Origin of the sequence: Microbacterium sp. SS28 (assembly GCF_022761035.1) — a bacterium.
GTDB lineage: Bacteria > Actinomycetota > Actinomycetes > Actinomycetales > Microbacteriaceae > Microbacterium.
Window position 1 is genome coordinate 648,138 of the sequence record NZ_JAKWJP010000001.1, and the last position, 15,022, is coordinate 663,159.

Annotated in this window: 17 protein-coding genes; 10 read left to right on the top strand and 7 right to left on the bottom strand. The window is 71.2% G+C overall.

All coding sequences use genetic code 11. The features are described from left to right. Positions 1-125: 125 nt before the first annotated feature. Both MJ607_RS03015 and MJ607_RS03020 read right to left on the bottom strand, forming a co-directional pair. Positions 126-1,079: an aldo/keto reductase gene (locus tag MJ607_RS03015; protein ID WP_243074057.1), complete on the bottom strand. Its 954-nt coding sequence runs from the start codon at positions 1,077-1,079 to the stop codon at positions 126-128. Positions 1,080-1,141: 62 nt separating this feature from the next. Beyond that, positions 1,142-1,669, bottom strand: a complete 528-nt coding sequence (locus tag MJ607_RS03020; RefSeq protein ID WP_243074058.1) for a bifunctional nuclease family protein — start codon at positions 1,667-1,669, stop codon at positions 1,142-1,144. 143 nt (positions 1,670-1,812) lie between these two features. Between MJ607_RS03020 and MJ607_RS03025 the strand changes: the two genes are divergently transcribed. The 3 genes from MJ607_RS03025 (at position 1,813) to MJ607_RS03035 (ending at position 3,768) form a co-directional block, all read left to right on the top strand. Beyond that, entirely contained in the window at positions 1,813-2,841 is a 1,029-nt protein-coding gene (locus MJ607_RS03025) for an LLM class flavin-dependent oxidoreductase (protein ID WP_243074059.1), read from the top strand. A 147-nt stretch (positions 2,842-2,988) separates the two neighbouring features. Further along, entirely contained in the window at positions 2,989-3,330 is a 342-nt protein-coding gene (locus MJ607_RS03030; protein WP_243074060.1) for an HNH endonuclease, read from the top strand. 99 nt (positions 3,331-3,429) lie between these two features. Then, positions 3,430-3,768 carry a hypothetical protein gene (locus tag MJ607_RS03035; RefSeq protein ID WP_243074061.1) on the top strand — a complete coding sequence of 113 codons (339 nt, stop codon included), beginning with the start codon at positions 3,430-3,432 and terminating at the stop codon, positions 3,766-3,768. A gap of 42 nt (positions 3,769-3,810) precedes the next feature. Here MJ607_RS03035 and MJ607_RS19865 read toward each other — a convergent pair whose 3' ends face one another. Beyond that, positions 3,811-3,936: a hypothetical protein gene (locus tag MJ607_RS19865; protein WP_279234284.1), complete on the bottom strand. Its 126-nt coding sequence runs from the start codon at positions 3,934-3,936 to the stop codon at positions 3,811-3,813. A 152-nt stretch (positions 3,937-4,088) separates the two neighbouring features. Further along, positions 4,089-4,715: an FMN reductase gene (gene msuE, locus MJ607_RS03040; RefSeq protein ID WP_243074062.1), complete on the bottom strand. Its 627-nt coding sequence runs from the start codon at positions 4,713-4,715 to the stop codon at positions 4,089-4,091. 162 nt (positions 4,716-4,877) lie between these two features. Between msuE and MJ607_RS03045 the strand changes: the two genes are divergently transcribed. The 3 genes from MJ607_RS03045 to MJ607_RS03055 are packed head-to-tail and all read left to right on the top strand — an operon-like array spanning position 4,878 to position 6,293. Next, positions 4,878-5,234: a carboxymuconolactone decarboxylase family protein gene (locus MJ607_RS03045; protein WP_243074063.1), complete on the top strand. Its 357-nt coding sequence runs from the start codon at positions 4,878-4,880 to the stop codon at positions 5,232-5,234. Positions 5,235-5,275: 41 nt separating this feature from the next. Beyond that, positions 5,276-5,635, top strand: coding sequence for a hypothetical protein (locus MJ607_RS03050; protein WP_243074064.1), 360 nt, complete (start codon positions 5,276-5,278; stop codon positions 5,633-5,635). A 52-nt stretch (positions 5,636-5,687) separates the two neighbouring features. Continuing rightward, a complete protein-coding gene (locus MJ607_RS03055) occupies positions 5,688-6,293 on the top strand; it encodes an ArsR family transcriptional regulator (RefSeq protein ID WP_243074065.1) in 606 nt (201 codons plus the stop codon). Between the two features lie 6 nt (positions 6,294-6,299). On the opposite strand, the gene moaA is transcribed toward MJ607_RS03055, so the two are convergent. After that, positions 6,300-7,376 carry a GTP 3',8-cyclase MoaA gene (moaA, locus tag MJ607_RS03060; protein ID WP_374238019.1) on the bottom strand — a complete coding sequence of 359 codons (1,077 nt, stop codon included), beginning with the start codon at positions 7,374-7,376 and terminating at the stop codon, positions 6,300-6,302. A 158-nt stretch (positions 7,377-7,534) separates the two neighbouring features. Between moaA and MJ607_RS03065 the strand changes: the two genes are divergently transcribed. The 4 genes from MJ607_RS03065 (at position 7,535) to cydC (ending at position 13,604) form a co-directional block, all read left to right on the top strand. Beyond that, entirely contained in the window at positions 7,535-8,980 is a 1,446-nt protein-coding gene (locus MJ607_RS03065; RefSeq protein WP_243074066.1) for a cytochrome ubiquinol oxidase subunit I, read from the top strand. A 9-nt stretch (positions 8,981-8,989) separates the two neighbouring features. Beyond that, positions 8,990-10,021, top strand: a complete 1,032-nt coding sequence (cydB, locus tag MJ607_RS03070) for a cytochrome d ubiquinol oxidase subunit II (RefSeq protein ID WP_243074067.1) — start codon at positions 8,990-8,992, stop codon at positions 10,019-10,021. Between the two features lie 47 nt (positions 10,022-10,068). Continuing rightward, a complete protein-coding gene (gene cydD, locus MJ607_RS03075; protein WP_243074068.1) occupies positions 10,069-11,856 on the top strand; it encodes a thiol reductant ABC exporter subunit CydD in 1,788 nt (595 codons plus the stop codon). Between the two features lie 116 nt (positions 11,857-11,972). Next, positions 11,973-13,604 (top strand): thiol reductant ABC exporter subunit CydC, encoded by a 1,632-nt coding sequence (gene cydC / locus MJ607_RS03080; RefSeq protein WP_243074512.1) that lies wholly within the window; start codon positions 11,973-11,975, stop codon positions 13,602-13,604. Between the two features lie 38 nt (positions 13,605-13,642). On the opposite strand, the gene MJ607_RS03085 is transcribed toward cydC, so the two are convergent. Further along, complete coding sequence (locus tag MJ607_RS03085) at positions 13,643-14,239, bottom strand: GNAT family N-acetyltransferase (RefSeq protein ID WP_243074069.1); 597 nt, start codon at positions 14,237-14,239, stop codon at positions 13,643-13,645. Positions 14,240-14,248: 9 nt separating this feature from the next. Continuing rightward, positions 14,249-14,995, bottom strand: a complete 747-nt coding sequence (locus MJ607_RS03090; RefSeq protein WP_243074070.1) for an ABC transporter ATP-binding protein — start codon at positions 14,993-14,995, stop codon at positions 14,249-14,251. Positions 14,996-15,022: the final 27 nt, after the last annotated feature.

Genomic DNA, 15,022 nt, shown 5'->3' on the forward strand with positions numbered 1-15,022 from the left:
CGCGTGCGCTGACCCGAACAGCGCCCGCGCAGGGAGCTCAGGCTCTTCGCCGGGCAGTCGTCCCCGCACCCTCCGACGCCGATGATGTCATCGGAGAGGATGCCGCGCCTGTGCTGTTCTGCCGATCAGACCGCGGCGGGGGTCCAGGTCGAGATGCGCGTCAGCTCGGAGATCTCGTCCGTGGTGAGTTCGACCCGGCCGCCGTCGAGCAGGTCCCCTACCTGCTCGACGCGCGAGGCGCTCGCGATGGGCGCGACGACAGCCGGCTGCGCGCGTAGCCACGCGAGAGCCGTCGCGGCGATCGACACGTCGTGCGCGCGACCGATCGTCTCGAGGGCCGCGATGATCTCGAGCCCGTGGTCGGTCGCGTAGGTCGCCGCCGCTCCCGCGCGCGGCGAGGGCTGGCCCGCGGCATTCGTCGACGAGTATTTGCCCGTCAGGAAGCCCTTCGCGAGCGCGAAATAGGGCACGAGGCCGAGGCCGAACTCCTCGGCGACGGGGACGATGTTCTCCTCGACGTCGTTGCGGTGCACGAGGTTGTAGTGCGGCTGGACCGCGACGGGCAGGGCGACGCCCTGCTCCTGGGCGTGACCGATCCACTCGCGGATGCGCTCGGCGCTGTAGTTCGAGACAGCGACGTGGCGAACGAGTCCGTCCGAGACTAGGGAGCCGAAGGCCGCGACCGTCTCGGCGAGGGGCACCTGCTCGTCGTCGAAGTGGGCGTAGTAGAGGTCGATCGCCTGGACGCCGAGCCTCTTGAGCGACGCTTCCGCCGCCGCCCGCACGTTCGCAGCGGCGAGCCCCGTGAACTCGGGATGCTGGCTGACCTTCGTCGCGACGACGACGCCCTCGGGGCGGCGCGACGCGAGCCACTCGCCGATGATGCGCTCGCTGTCGCCTCCCGAGTTGCCCGGCACCCACGCGCTGTACGAGTCCGCCGTGTCGATGAAGTCTCCGCCCCCCGCGACGAACTCATCGAGGATCGCGAAAGACGTGTCGCGGTCGGCGGTCCAGCCGAAGACGTTGCCGCCGAGGGAGAGGGGGAAGATGTCGAGGTCGCTCGATCCGATGCGGGTCATACCCAGGTCAACCCCGCGGCGCGGGGTCTATTCCGGCGTGACGAAGATCGTGCCTGACGGCGTCAGCGGAAGTCCTCGGGATCGACGTCGTCGATGAACCGCTTGAACTCGTCGAGGCTCTCCGCGACGTCCTCCGGGGCGACGTCGGACTGCGCGTCGCCCTCGTCGGGCGCCTCCTCGATGAGCGTGTCGGCGACACCCGCCTCGGCCATGACGGCGTCGGCGACCCAGATCGGAGCCCCCATCCGCGAGGCCAGCGCGATGGCGTCCGAGGGGCGCGCGTCGACGGCGCGATCCCCCGCGGGCGTCGCGAGGGTGATCTCGGCGTAGAACGTGCCGTCCTCCAGGCGTGTGACCTCGACGCGTCGGACTGCCGCTCCGACCGCCTCGATCATGCCGCGCATGAGGTCGTGCGCGAGCGGGCGGGGCACCGCGGCCCCTTCGATCGCGATCAGGATCGACGTCGCCTCCTGCTGGCCGATCCAGATCGGCAGCACCGACCCCGATCCCTCGAGATCGTCGACGGGCTTGAGCAGGATGACGTGCTGACCGGCCGCGTCCAGCGCGACACCGGCGACTCGGACCTCCACGCTGCCACCCCCCTCGAACCGCACTCTTGAGCCATGGTAGGCACGACGCGGCTCCGGCGGCATGGGGTCGCGCGACGCGGGACGCGGCATCCCGTCGCCGTATTCACCGGAATGGATGCCGCGGCCCCGCCGTTGCACTCGCCGTGAAGCGTTTCGGAACCCTCTCGTTCGGCCACTACGGTCCACTCGGCGGCGGTCATCAGCTGACGGCGGCGGACTCGATGCTCCAGGCGATGGATCTCGCGCAGGGCATGGATGACCTCGGCGTGAACGGCGTCTACTTCCGCGTGCACCACTTCGCGCGGCAGCAGGCCTCGCCCATGCCGCTGCTGGCTGCCATCGCGGCCCGCACGGAGCGCATCGAGATGGGCACGGGCGTGGTCGACATGCGCTACGAGAATCCGCTGCATCTCGCCGAAGAGGCGGCCGCGGTCGATCTGATCAGCGCTGGACGGCTCGCGCTCGGCGTGAGCCGCGGCTCACCCGAGACCGTCGTGCGCGGCTACGAGGCCTTCGGCTACACGGGGTCGACGGACGAGCGCGGCGCCGACATCGCCCGCGAGCACTTCGCGACCTTCCTGCGCGCGATCGAGGGCGAGGGCCTCGCCGAGCGCGACGCCTCGAGTCCATTCGGCGGCGGCTCCGGCCTGCAGCGCGTCGAGCCGCACTCCCCCGGCCTGCGCTCTCGTGTGTGGTGGGGCGCCGGCAATCGCGACTCCGCGGAGTGGGCCGGGCGCGCGGGCGTCAATCTCATGTCGTCGACGCTCCTGACGGAGGACCGCGGCCTGCCGTTCGACGTCCTCCAGGCCGAGCAGATCGATGCGTTCCGCGCCGCATGGCGCGACGCGGGGCACGCGGGCGAGCCGCGGGTCTCGGTGAGCCGGTCGATCTTCCCGCTGACGACCGCCGAGGACCACCTTTACTTCGGCGGACGCGGCGAGGGCGAAGGCGTCGGCTACATCGACGGAATGCGCTCGACGTTCGGCAATACGTACGCGGCCGAGCCCGACGTGCTCGTCGAGCAGCTCCTCGAGGACGCCGCGATCGCGAGCGCCGACACCCTCATGCTGACGATCCCCAGCCAGCTCGGCGTGGAGTTCAACCTGCGCATCGTGGAGTCGTTCGCGACCCACGTGGCGCCCGCGCTCGGCTGGCAGAGCACGCGGGCGTGACCATCGTGGCGCGCGACGGCGGCGCGGAGCAGGCCACCGCGGCACGCGACTCCGCCGCGGCGCCGACCTCTGCGGCCCGGGACTCGGCCGCGGGGCATGCCCGCGCGGCGCGCCTGCCCGAGCCGTCGCCACGGCTAGCGTGTGCGCATGGCAGGCACCACGCGTCGAGCTCGCGCCGCAGTGCGGCGGCGGCGTCGCGTCGCGGCCGCCGACAACGACCTCACCCCCGACCAGTGGTCGGCGATCCGAGCGGCGTGGTCGGCCTGCGCGTACTGCGGCGCGACCGACACGCCGCTGCAGCGCGACTGCGTCCTGCCGATCTCGCGGGGCGGCCGGTACACGCTCGAGAACGTCGTTCCGGCGTGCCGCTCGTGCAACGCGAGCAAGTGCAACGACGAGGTGACCAGCTGGATGCGGCGCCGACGGCTCGACGAGCCGCGCTTCCTGCTGCGCCACCGCGAGGTCGTCACGCTGCTCGTCAGCGCGTAGCCGGCCACGCCCACGGGGGCCGTCGCGTCAAGGGGACTGGCGCGCGCGGCATCCGTTGCCCTAGCGTCAGCATCAGCGGATGACCGGGAGGAGGGCCTCATGAGCCCCATCGCCCACATCGACGTCCGGCCCGCCCAGAGCGACGCGAGCCCGGCCGCGGTGCTCGACGAGCGCCGCCGGCGGCACTGGCTCGGACCCGGCGGACTGCTCGCCGCACTCGCGGTCGCGATGTTCGTCGCGACGCTCACCCTGAACCCGCCGATCGCCGTGACGGGGATCGTCCTCGTCGTCGCCTTCTACACGGCGATGCTCGGGTGCGCCGTCGCGGTGCGCGACATCCGCACGCGCACGCTCGCGTTCCGATGGCTCATCGGCGCCATCTCGGTCACCTCGCTGCTGCTGCTCGCGTTCACGCTCGCGATCGAGCAGTTCAGCTAGCGTCGACGGGTCGACGGGCGAGCCGCCGATCCGGGTGCTCGATCAGTCGATCGATCGGAAGACGACGCCGCTCAGGCGGTCCTGCGTCTCCCAGCTGTCCCCGTCGCCGCACAGCGCCGCTTCGAGCGGCGACGGATACTCGCGTCCGCACGTCGTGCACTCCACCATTCCCCGATTCCCCTCATGCAAGAGGTCGCCCCCCGCATCAGGGCGCGACCTTGGCACGACGATAGCGATTCGGGATGCCGCGCCGATAGTGCGCCGATCACAAGAGTTGAGCGGCGGAACGTGCGGAGTGCGACAAGAGCCGGGGCGGGCGGCTACCAGGTCGAGACGTAGTCGGAGACGCGCTGGCGCGTCGCCTGCTCGACGAGCGGCAGTCCGCGACTGACCGCCTGCTCGATCCGCTGCTGCACGCTGCCGTCGCGCAGCACGTAGCCGTCGAAGTCGGTCGCGCTCGCGTACACGCCGAGCGGCAGCGTGAGCGACTGGAAGAAGCCGAACAGGGGGCGCAGCTGGTGCTCGATGATCAGCGCGTGGCGCTCGCCCCCGCCCGTTGCCGCGAGGAGGACCGGCTGGCCGACGAGGGCGTACTGGTCGACGAAGTCGAAGAGGTGCTTGAAGAGGCCCGTGAACGAGGCCCGGTACACGGGGCTCGCGACGATCAGCAGGTCGGCGCCCTCGATGTCGAGCAGCGCCTGCTCGACCTCCGCCGGAAGCTCGTCGCGCTTCAGTGCGCCTGCGAGCGACGGACCGAGGTGGGTGAGCGTGATGACCTGCGCATCGATGGGCGTGCGGCGCCCGACGGCCGCGATGATGGACTCCACGAGCACCGTCGTCTTGCTCGGCTCGTGCAGCGAGCCGGAGACGCCCACGACCTTGAGCGGTCGACCGAGGGATTCCTCGAAGACGGAGGAGGCGTCGAAGCGGTCTGAGATGGTCGTCATGTTTCCGACGGTAGGCGCGTGCCGAGCGGCCCGCGCGGTCCTGCGACACCCGGCGTCACAGAGTCGTCATGCCGCGTAACGCGGCGGCCGACGGGGCGCCGCCCCGGGCTAGCGTGGCAATCCCGCGGCGGTCCGATCAGCGCGCGGGTGAGAGGCAGCACGATGAGCGATTTCTTCGACCGCGGGGGCGACCGCGCGTACACGCGGGTCTACAAGGCCGAGACGCCCGACATCCTCAAGGCATTCGTCGACTTCGACTCGGCCGTATTCGCGTCCGAAGGCCGCGAGATTCCGTTGAAGTACCGCGAGCTCATCGCGCTCGCCGTCGGCATCACGACGCAGTGCGTGTACTGCATCGACGCCCACTCGCAGAAGGCCGTCCAGGCCGGCGCCAACGAAGCCGAGCTCGCCGAGACGGCATGGGTCGCGACCGCGATCCGCGCCGGCGGCGGTTTCGCGTACGGACGCCTCGCCTTCAAGCTCGGCGAGGATGCCCGCGTCCCCGCCCACCAGCACTGACCGGACGGAGCACATCCCCGCGCCGCGCTAGAGTCATCGGCATGGCCACCAAGAGCACTCGCCCTGCCGTCGAGGAAGACGACTACGAACTCGGCAGCAAATCCGCCCTGTGGGGCTTCCTGTCAGGCATCATCGTCGCAGCGTTCATCGCCGTCCCGCTGTCGGCGTCGTTCTCGTTCGCGACGCACCCCAACACGCAGCAGCTGTTCAGCGGCTGGCTGTCGAACGCGGACCACTACCAGCTCTTCTGGTGGCTCGTCACGGCACTGCTCGTCGCGCTCCCGTTCCTCGTCGGCTTCGCGGTCGCCAAGCTCTCGGGCAGGACGCTCGCGATCGTCGGCGCGATCATCGCGCTCTTCGTCATCGCGATCCTGATCGTCGGCCAGCTCGCGGTCCTCTGACCCGTCCGCGGCTCTCAGCCCGCGTGTGGTCTGACCATGCGATAATGGGGTTATGACGGCACCGGCATACAGCGCGATCTCGAGCTATTCGAGGGTCCAGCTGCTCGGGTTGCTGCAGCTGCGGGCCAAGCGCACGATCGCGGAACTGTGCGCCGCGACGGGTCTGCACGCCAACACGGTGCGCGAGCACCTGCACCGCCTCAAAGAAGGCGGCTACATCGTGTCCGAGACCGAGCACCGCACGACGCGCGGGCGGCCGCGGGTGCTGTACAGCGCGGCCGGGACGGGTGCCGTGTCGAGCCCCGTCGCACGGCGCAAGGCGCGCGAGGCTGCTCATCGCGGCGACCTCATGCGGCGCGTCATGCCGTGGGCCGAGTCGGGCGAGCTGCCGGCGGATGCCCTGCACCAGCTCGACGCCCTGACCGACGACCTCGTCTCGGGCGGGTTCGATCCCATCGTCGACGAGGTCGAGCTCACGGTGGATCTCTCGCCGTGCAAGAACGCGGCGGCACAGGCTCCCCATCGCGAGGCGCTGTGCGCCGCGCACCTCGGGATCATGCAGAGCGTCCTGACCGAGGCCGGTGGGCCGCTCTCGATCGGCGGCATGCGCGCGTCGTGCGATCCGTCGCAGTGCGTCGTGCTGCTCTCGCGCCGCTGAGCCGTCTCAGCCGCCGATGGCGTTCATGCCGCGTGCCGGCTGCAGGAACCCGGGGTCGTTGATGGCGTGCCCCGGGAGCTTGCCCCGCACGCAGGAGCGCAGCATCCCGTCGATCTCGGCATCGCCGGCCTGACCCCGCAGCAGCGGGAGCAGGTCGTATTCAGTCGTCGAGAAGAGGCAGTTTCGCAGCTGACCGTCGGCGGTCAGGCGCAGCCGGTCGCAGTCGCCGCAGAAGGGCGCCGTCACCGAGGCGATGACCCCGACCGTGCGCGGGCCGCCGTCGATCATCCAGCGCTCCGCCGGCGCTCCCCCGCGTTCCGGCACGGGGGTCAGCATCCAGCGCTGCGCGAGCGCGTCGAGGATCTCGTCACGCGTCACCATGCGCGCACGGTCCCACGTGTGGCCGGCGTCGAGCGGCATCTGCTCGATGAAGCGCAGCTCGGCGTCGTGGTCGAGCGCGAACTGCGCGAGGTCCGTCAGCTCGTCGTCGTTGACGCCCCGCATCGCGACGGCATTGAGCTTGAGAGGACGCAGACCGGATGCCGCGGCCGCGGCGATGCCCGCGAGCACGTCGTCGAGCCGATCGCGGCGCGTCAGCACGTGGAACCGGTCGCGCCGGAGCGTGTCGATCGAGATGTTGAGGCGCCGCAGGCCCGCCTCGACGAGCCCCGGGAGCAGCTCGGGCAGCCGGATGCCGTTGGTCGTCATCGCGAGCTCGACGGGCCGCCCATCCGGACCGGGGATGCGGCTCAGGCGCCTGACGACCTCGACGATGTCGGCGCGCAGCAGCGGCTCGCCTCCCGTGAGGCGGAAGGTCGTGACGCCGGAGGCGGCCGCGACCGATGCGATGCGGACGATCTCGTCGAGCGTCAGGATGCTCGACCGCGCGAGCCACTCGTTGCCCTGCTCGGGCATGCAGTACGTGCAGCGGAGAGAGCACCGGTCGGTCAGCGAGATGCGCAGGTCGCGGTGCACGCGCCCGTACGTGTCGACGAGGGGATCGCCGGGGAGATCGGATGCCGCACCCTCGGCGTCGGAGGCGCGCGGGCGCGGCATCCCGATCATCACCGGAATCGCCGACATGCGCACCTCCTCGCCGCTTCCAGGCTAGTCTCACCATGACGTTCCGTATGGTCTGACCATATTGTCTCGACGTCGAGTTATTCACGGCCCACCACCTCGAAACCTGGGAACATCCTGTGTACCGTGGGCCGCAACCGCACGCGATGGTGGAGGACCGCATGGACTGGCTCGACCCCCTTCTGCTCGCCCGCTGGCAGTTCGGCCTCACGACGCTGTACCACTTCCTCTTCGTGCCGCTGACGCTCGGCATGGCCCTGACCGTCGCGATCTTCCAGACGGCGTGGTTCCGCACGGGCAGCCTCAAGTGGCTGCATCTGACCCGGTTCTTCGGGAAGATCTTCCTCATCAACTTTGCGATGGGCGTCGTCACGGGCATCGTGCAGGAGTTCCAGTTCGGCATGAACTGGTCGGCCTACAGCCGGTTCGTCGGGGACATCTTCGGGGCGCCGCTCGCCTTCGAGGGCCTCATGGCGTTCTTCTTCGAGGCGACCTTCATCGGCCTGTGGATCTTCGGGTGGGACAAGCTTCCGAAGGGCCTGCACCTCGCGAGCATCTGGATCGCGACGATCGGCGCGTGGTTCTCGGCGTACTTCATCCTCGCGGCGAACGCGTTCATGCAGAACCCGGTCGGCTACCAGATGGCCGCGGACGATTCGCGCGCCGAGATGGTCGACTTCCTCGCGGTGCTGACGAATCCCGTCGCCCTCGCGGCGCTCCCCCACACCCTCTTCGCGGCGTTCATGATGACGGCCGGCGTCATCATCTCGATCTCGGCCTGGCACCTCGTGCGGGGGCAGAACGTCGAGATGATGCGCTCGTCCCTGCGCTACGGACTGTGGGGGATGATCGTCGCCTTCGCGGGCGTCGCGATCTCGGGTGACCAGCTCGGCCTCGTGATGGTCTCGACGCAGCCCATGAAGATGGCCGCCGCCGAGGCGATGTTCGACAGCGCGTGCGGCGCGGACGCCTCGTTCTCGATCTTCACGCTCGGCACCCCGGACGGCACGAGCGAGCTGTTCTCGATCCGCATCCCGTATCTGCTCGCGCTGCTGTCGACGCATTCGCTCGACGGCTGCGTCGAGGGCATCAACGACCTCAACGCTCTCTACACGAACGAGATGTTCCCGCAGTTCGCCGATCAGGTGGACGGCAACTTCGCACCCGTCCTGTGGATCACGTACTGGTCGTTCCGCTGGATGATCGGCCTCGGCGGAGTCGCCGCCCTCACCGCGGTCGTCGGCCTGTGGCTCACTCGCAAGAAGGCCAAGCGCGACGTGCCCGTGTGGGCGTGGCGCCTCGCGATCTGGGCCTGGCCCGCGTCGCTCGTCGCGATCCTCGTCGGCTGGATCTTCACCGAGATGGGCCGTCAGCCCTGGATCGTGTTCGGACTCATGCTCACCGAGGACGGCGTCTCGCCGAGCGTCCCCGGGTGGAACGTGCTCATCTCACTCATCGCGTTCACCGGCATCTACGCCGCTCTCGCGGTCGTCGAGGTCGGGCTGATCATGAAGACGGCGCACAAGGGCCCCGATCCGCTGCCGGGTCCCGACGACCCCCACCCGGGCGAGGTCGCGCTCGAAGACACCCCGACGACGGTCTACTAGGAGCTGGTCATGGATCTCGCCTACCTCTGGTTCTTCATCGTCGGCTTCCTCTTCGTCGGCTACTTCGTGCTGGACGGCTTCGACTTCGGAGTCGGGATGTCGCTGCCGTTCCTCGGCAGGAACGACATCAGCCGCCGCCAGATCATCAACACGATCGGCCCCGTCTGGGACCTGAACGAGACGTGGATCATCGTCGCCGGCGCCTGCCTCTTCGCGGCATTCCCGCACTGGTATGCGACGCTCTTCAGCGGCTTCTACCTCGCACTGCTGCTGATCCTCCTCGCGCTGATCCTGCGCGGCGTCTCGTTCGAGTACCGCCACCAGCGCGATTCGCTGCAGTGGAAGAAGGGCTTCGACACGATGATCGTCGTCGGCTCCGCGGTGCCCGCGCTGCTGTGGGGCGTCGCTGTCGCCAACATCGTTCAGGGCGTGCCGATCGACGAGAACATGGAGTTCACGGGCTCGCTCCTGACGCTCCTCAACCCGTACGGCCTGCTCGGCGGGCTCACGACGCTCCTCCTCTTCTTCACGCACGGCGTGTACTTCGTCGCGCTCAAGACGGACGGCGAGGTGCACGACGACGCGCGTCGCCTCGCGCGGCGCAGCGGCATCCTGACCGTCGTCGTGGCCGCGGCGTTCCTCGTGTGGACGGTGCTCCTGGCCTTCGGCGAGGACCGCCCGCTCGCGTGGCTCGTCGTCGCCTGCTCGGCCGTGGCGGCGGTGCTGCTGATCGGCTCGGTCCTCGCGAACGCGCGGGACCGCGAAGGCTGGGCCTTCGGCCTGGGCGCCTTCACGATCGTCGCGGCGGTGCTCGGGCTGTGGTTCGCGCTGTTCCCGTTCGTCATGCCGTCCTCGACCGATCCGGCCAACAGCCTCACGATCGAGAACGCGTCGAGCACCGACTACACGCTCACGATCATGAGCTGGGCAGCGCTCGTGTTCCTTCCGCTCGTGCTCGCGTACCAGGCCTGGACGTACTGGATCTTCCGCAAGCGCGTCTCGCGGACCCGGATCGAGCGCGCGGCCGCGGTCGTGCACTGACCCGTCTGCCGCCGACGCGCGGCGGCGGTCGATAGGCTCGAATCCGGATGACTGACACGGACGATCTCGCTGCACGGCCTCCGGCGTCACCCGATCCAGGGCCCCCGGCACGCACGCGCACGCCCCCTGTCGACCCGCGACTGCTGAAGCACGCGAGCGCATCGCGCTGGTTCTTCGTCGCGATCGCGGCGATCGCGACGGGTCAGACGCTCGTCATCATCGCGTTCGCATGGCTGCTCACGCGGGCGATCGTCGGAGCGGTGGACGGGATGCCGGCGGCCGACCTGTCGGCGACGCTCGGCCTGCTCGCGATCGTCGTGGCCCTGCGCGCCGTGCTGATCTGGGCGCGCGAGACTGTGGCGTCCCGCGCCGCGGCGCGCGTCGAGGCGCAGCTGCGCGACCATGTCCTGGCGGCGGTCGGCGCACTCGGTCCGGAGTGGCTCGCGCAGCGCAATTCGGCCCAGCTCGCCGTCATCGCGGGGCGCGGCCTCGCAGCCCTCGAGGCGTACTTCGGCCGCTACTTGCCCCAGCTCGTCCAGACCGTCATCGCGACACCGGTCATCGTCGCCGTCATGTGGTGGCAGGACTGGCTCTCGGGGCTCACGGTCCTCCTCACACTCCCCCTCATCCCGATCTTCATGATCCTGATCGGCATGGCGACCCGCGCCGTGCAGGAGCGCCAGTGGCGCACGCTGCACCGCCTCGCGGCGCGCTTCGCCGACACCGTCCAGGGTCTCGCGACGCTCAAGGTGTTCGGGCGCCAGCACCGCGCCGCGGCATCCATCCAATCCGTCACCGAGACGTACCGCCGCGAGACGATGAAGGTGCTGCGGGTCTCGTTCCTGTCAGGCTTCGCGCTCGAGTTCCTCGCGTCGATCGCGGTCGCGATCGTGGCCGTTTCGATCGGCTTCCGGCTGCTCGACGGGTCGATCGCACTGACGGTGGGCCTGTTCGTCCTGCTGCTCGCACCCGAGGCGTACCTGCCTCTGCGTCAGGTCGGCGTGCAGTTCCACGCCGCCGCGGAGGGCGTCGCCGCGACGGGCGACGTCTTCGCCGTGCTCGAGGCTGCGGCTGCGCCTCGGACGGTCCCCGCGCCAAGTGCGGTCCCCCCACCGACCACGGTCCCCGAGCCTGCCGAGGGGTCGACCCATCGTGGCGACGCTGCGGCAGGCTCAGCGCCCACGGGGGCCTCCGGAGGGCACTCGGCCCTCGTCCTCGAGGGCGTGCGCGTCCGCCGCGGCGAGCGCTTGCTCCCCCCGGTCGACCTCGTGGCACGCGAAGGCGACGTCGTGCTCATCGAAGGTCCGAGCGGCTCCGGCAAATCGAGCCTGCTCGCGGCGCTGCGCGGCGCGGCCGGGTTCGAGGGCTCCGCGGCGTACGGAGGCCGCGACATCCGCTCCCTCGCTCCGTGGCAGTGGATCGCGTGGGCGGGTCAACAGCCCGGTCTCGTCGCGGGCCGCGTGCGGGACAACGTCGCGCTCGGCGACCCGCTGTCATCCGTCGAGATCGTGACGCGCGCGCTGAAGCTCGCCCGCGCAGAGGACATCGACCCCCGCGCCGAGCTCGGCGTGCAGGGTGCCGGTCTCTCGGGCGGCCAGGCTCAGCGCGTCGCCGTGGCCCGGGCGTTCCATCGGCACCTGCGCGGGCTCGCCCGGGTCATCGCGCTCGACGAGCCGAGCTCGGCGCTCGACCCGGCGACCGAGGCGCGGCTTTGGCGCTCCGTGCGCTCGCTCGCCGACGACGGCGCGACGGTCCTGCTCGTCTCGCACCGCACGTCGGCGCGGGAGATCGCCGACACCGTCATCCGCCTCGAGCCGAGCGAGGTGACGGTATGAGCGCCCCGCAGTCGGCGACGGTGCCCACGCCCTCTCCACTCGCCGCCGACGCGTCGGGTGGAGCCTCCGGGCGCGTGGGCCCGACCGCATCCCCCGCCGCCGTGCTGCGGGGCGCGATGCCTCCCCTGCGGCGGTTCTGGCCGGGTGCGGCATCCGCCTTCCTGTCCGAGGCGTCCGCCGTCGCGCTCCTGGCGGTGAGCGCGTGGCTCATCGTGCGTGCGAGCGAGCAGCCGCTCGTCATGTACCTCTCGGCGGCGGTCGTCGGCGTGCGGCTGTTCGCGATCACGCGGGCGGTGTTCCGCTACACCGATCGCCTCACGAGCCACGATGCGGCGCTCCGGCAGCTCGCATCGACGCGCACGGCGCTTGTGCGACGGCTCATCCCGCTCGCCCCGGACGGCCTCGCCCGCACGCGCCGCGGCTCGGTGCTGGGCGCACTCGTCGACGACGTCGACGATCTGCAGAACCTGCCGCTGCGGGTCGTGCAGCCGCTTCTCGCGTCGGCTACCGTCGCGCTCGGCGCCGTCGTGCTCGTCGCCCTGGTCTGGTGGCCCGCCGCGCTCACCCTCCTGGCGTGCCTCGGCGTCGCGGCCGCGACGGCCCTGCTGTGGGGCTGGGCGTCGGGCTCACGCGCCGAGCGCGCCGTCGCTCCCCTGCGCGCGCATCTCGCCGACGCGATCCTCGACCACTTCGCGAGCCTCGACGTGCTGCTCGCGTACGGCGCCGAGGCCGAGAGCCGGGCGCGGGTGCACGCCGCGGACGCGGCCCTGCGCCGCGCTGTGACGCGCCGTTCGATGTCGCAGGCGGGCACGACGGCGATCGTGTCGCTGCTCGCGGGCGGCGCGTCGATCGCGGCGATCGCCGTCTCGGCGCCCGGAATCGCGGACGGATCGCTCACCGGGCCCTGGCTCGCTGTCGCGGTCCTCGTGCCGATGGCGGTCTTCGAGGTGTTCGCCGCGGTGCCGATGGCGGCCTCGGCATGGCGCCAGGTACGCGCGTCGGCCGGACGCATCGCCGATGCACTGCCCGCCGATCTTCCCGACGGGCTCGTCGCCGAGACGATCGCCCCGACGGGCGAGGGCCCCGCACTGGGTGATGGCGTGCGGCTGCGCGGCGTCTCGGCGCACTGGCCCGCCGCTGCGGGCCCCGCGCTGCAAGCGGTGGACCTCGACATCCGACCCGGCGAGCGCGTCCTCGTGGTCGGCTCGAGCGGAGCGGGCAAGACGACGCTCGCGCACGTGCTGGTCCGCTTCCTCGAGTCGCACGGCGAGTTCACGATCGGAGGGCGACCCGTCGGCGACATCGCCGGCGACGACCTGCGCCTCACGGTCGGCCTGTGCGAGCAGCATCCCATGCTCTTCGATGAGGACATCCGCCAGAACCTCCTCTTCGCGCGCGACAGCGCGACCGACGCCGAACTGCTCGAGGTGCTCGACCGCGTCGGCCTCCACGGCTGGGTCACCGACCGCGGCGGCCTCGGCGCGCGGGTCGGCGAGCGCGGGGTGCTCGTCTCGGGCGGGCAGGCGCAGCGCATCGCGCTCGCACGCGCGCTGCTGCGGGGCTTCCCCGTGCTCGTGCTCGACGAGCCCACGGCGGGCGTCGACCCCGAGGCATCCGATGCTCTGCTCACCGATCTGCTGTCGGCGGTCGGCGACGATCAGTCCGTCGTGCTCATCTCGCACGTGGCGGTGCCGGACGGGCTCGTCGATCGCGTCGTGCGGCTCGATCGCGGCGGCCGCATCGTCTGACGGGGGCGAGCGACCCGCGCAACACGCGCGCCCTCGGGTCAGAGCATGCGGCCGAACGCCTGCACGCCGTCGTGCGACGGGAGCGGCGTGAAGCCGAGGCGCTCATAGAACGCGAGCGCCCCCGTGTTGTTCGCGTCCGCGACGAGGTGCAGCCCCGGCACGCCGTGCTCGCGCAACGCTGTGCAGAGCGTGTCGATGAGCCGGCGCCCCCACCCCTGCCCCTGCAGCTCGGGCAGCAGGTCGATGTGCAGGTGCGCCGGATAGTCGTCGCCATACGGCTCGGCACCGGGACCCCGGCCATAGGCATAGATCAGGATGCCGTCCTGCCGCGTCCGCTCGACGGCGGGTCGGGGCCAGCGGACGCCACGCTCCGGCCACCACTCGTCACGGAACCAGGTCTCGAAGGCGCGCGTGTCGGGCACCCCGGCGATGTAGCCGGCGACACCGCCGTCGTCGGTCTCGACGACGAAGACGAACTCGGGATGCCGCGCGGCATACGGCAGCACGAAGATCTCCGCCCACAGGGCGTCGTCGTCGAGCACGCCGGTCGCGTCGGAACCGGCATCCGCCGTCTTGAGGCAGATCTCGGCGAGCGCCGGCTCGTCACCGGCGCGGAAGGGGCGAATGCGGGTCACCGCCCGAGCCTAGGGCGTTCCGCCGAACCGATGCGCCGCGGCGACGGCCGCGATGAAACGCGTCGCGGGAGCGCCCAGCACGTCGTCGACAGCGCCCTCCTGCGCGATGCGCCCGCCTTCGACGACGACGAGCCGCGCGGCGAGCGCCGACGCATCGGTCGCGTCGTGCGAGACGACGACCGCCGTCGCGCGCGCGGCGTCGAGCTGAGCCCTCAGCAGCGCGCGGACATCGGCCGCCGTCTCGACATCGAGAGACGTGAGCGGCTCGTCGAGCAGGAGCACTCGGGGATCGGCTGCGAGAGCCCGCGCGAGGGCGACGCGCTGCTGCTGCCCGCCGGAGAGGCGATCGGGATGCCGCGTCCCCGCGCCGTCGAGCCCCACGCGTGCGAGCCACTCGTCGGCGTCCCGCCGAGCGATCGCCTTGTCGACGCCTTTCGCGCGTGGCCCGAACGCGACGTTCTCGCGGGCGCTCAGATGCGGGAAGAGCCGCGGGTCTTGGCCGAGAAGCACGACTCCGCGCCGATCGGGCGGCACGTGAACGCCCGTGGCGGCATCGGCGACAACGCTCTCGCCGAGTCGCACGGCTCCCCCGTCAAGCCGCGTGAGCCCTGCGATCGCCGTGAGCAGCGTCGACTTCCCCGCGCCGCTCGGCCCCATGACGGCGACGACCTCGCCGGGCACGGCGGCGATGCGCGCGTCCAGGTCGAACCCGTGCCGACGCACGACGATGTGCGCGTCGAGCGCTGCGCCGGTCATGCGCCGCCTCCTAGGTCGCGTGCGGCG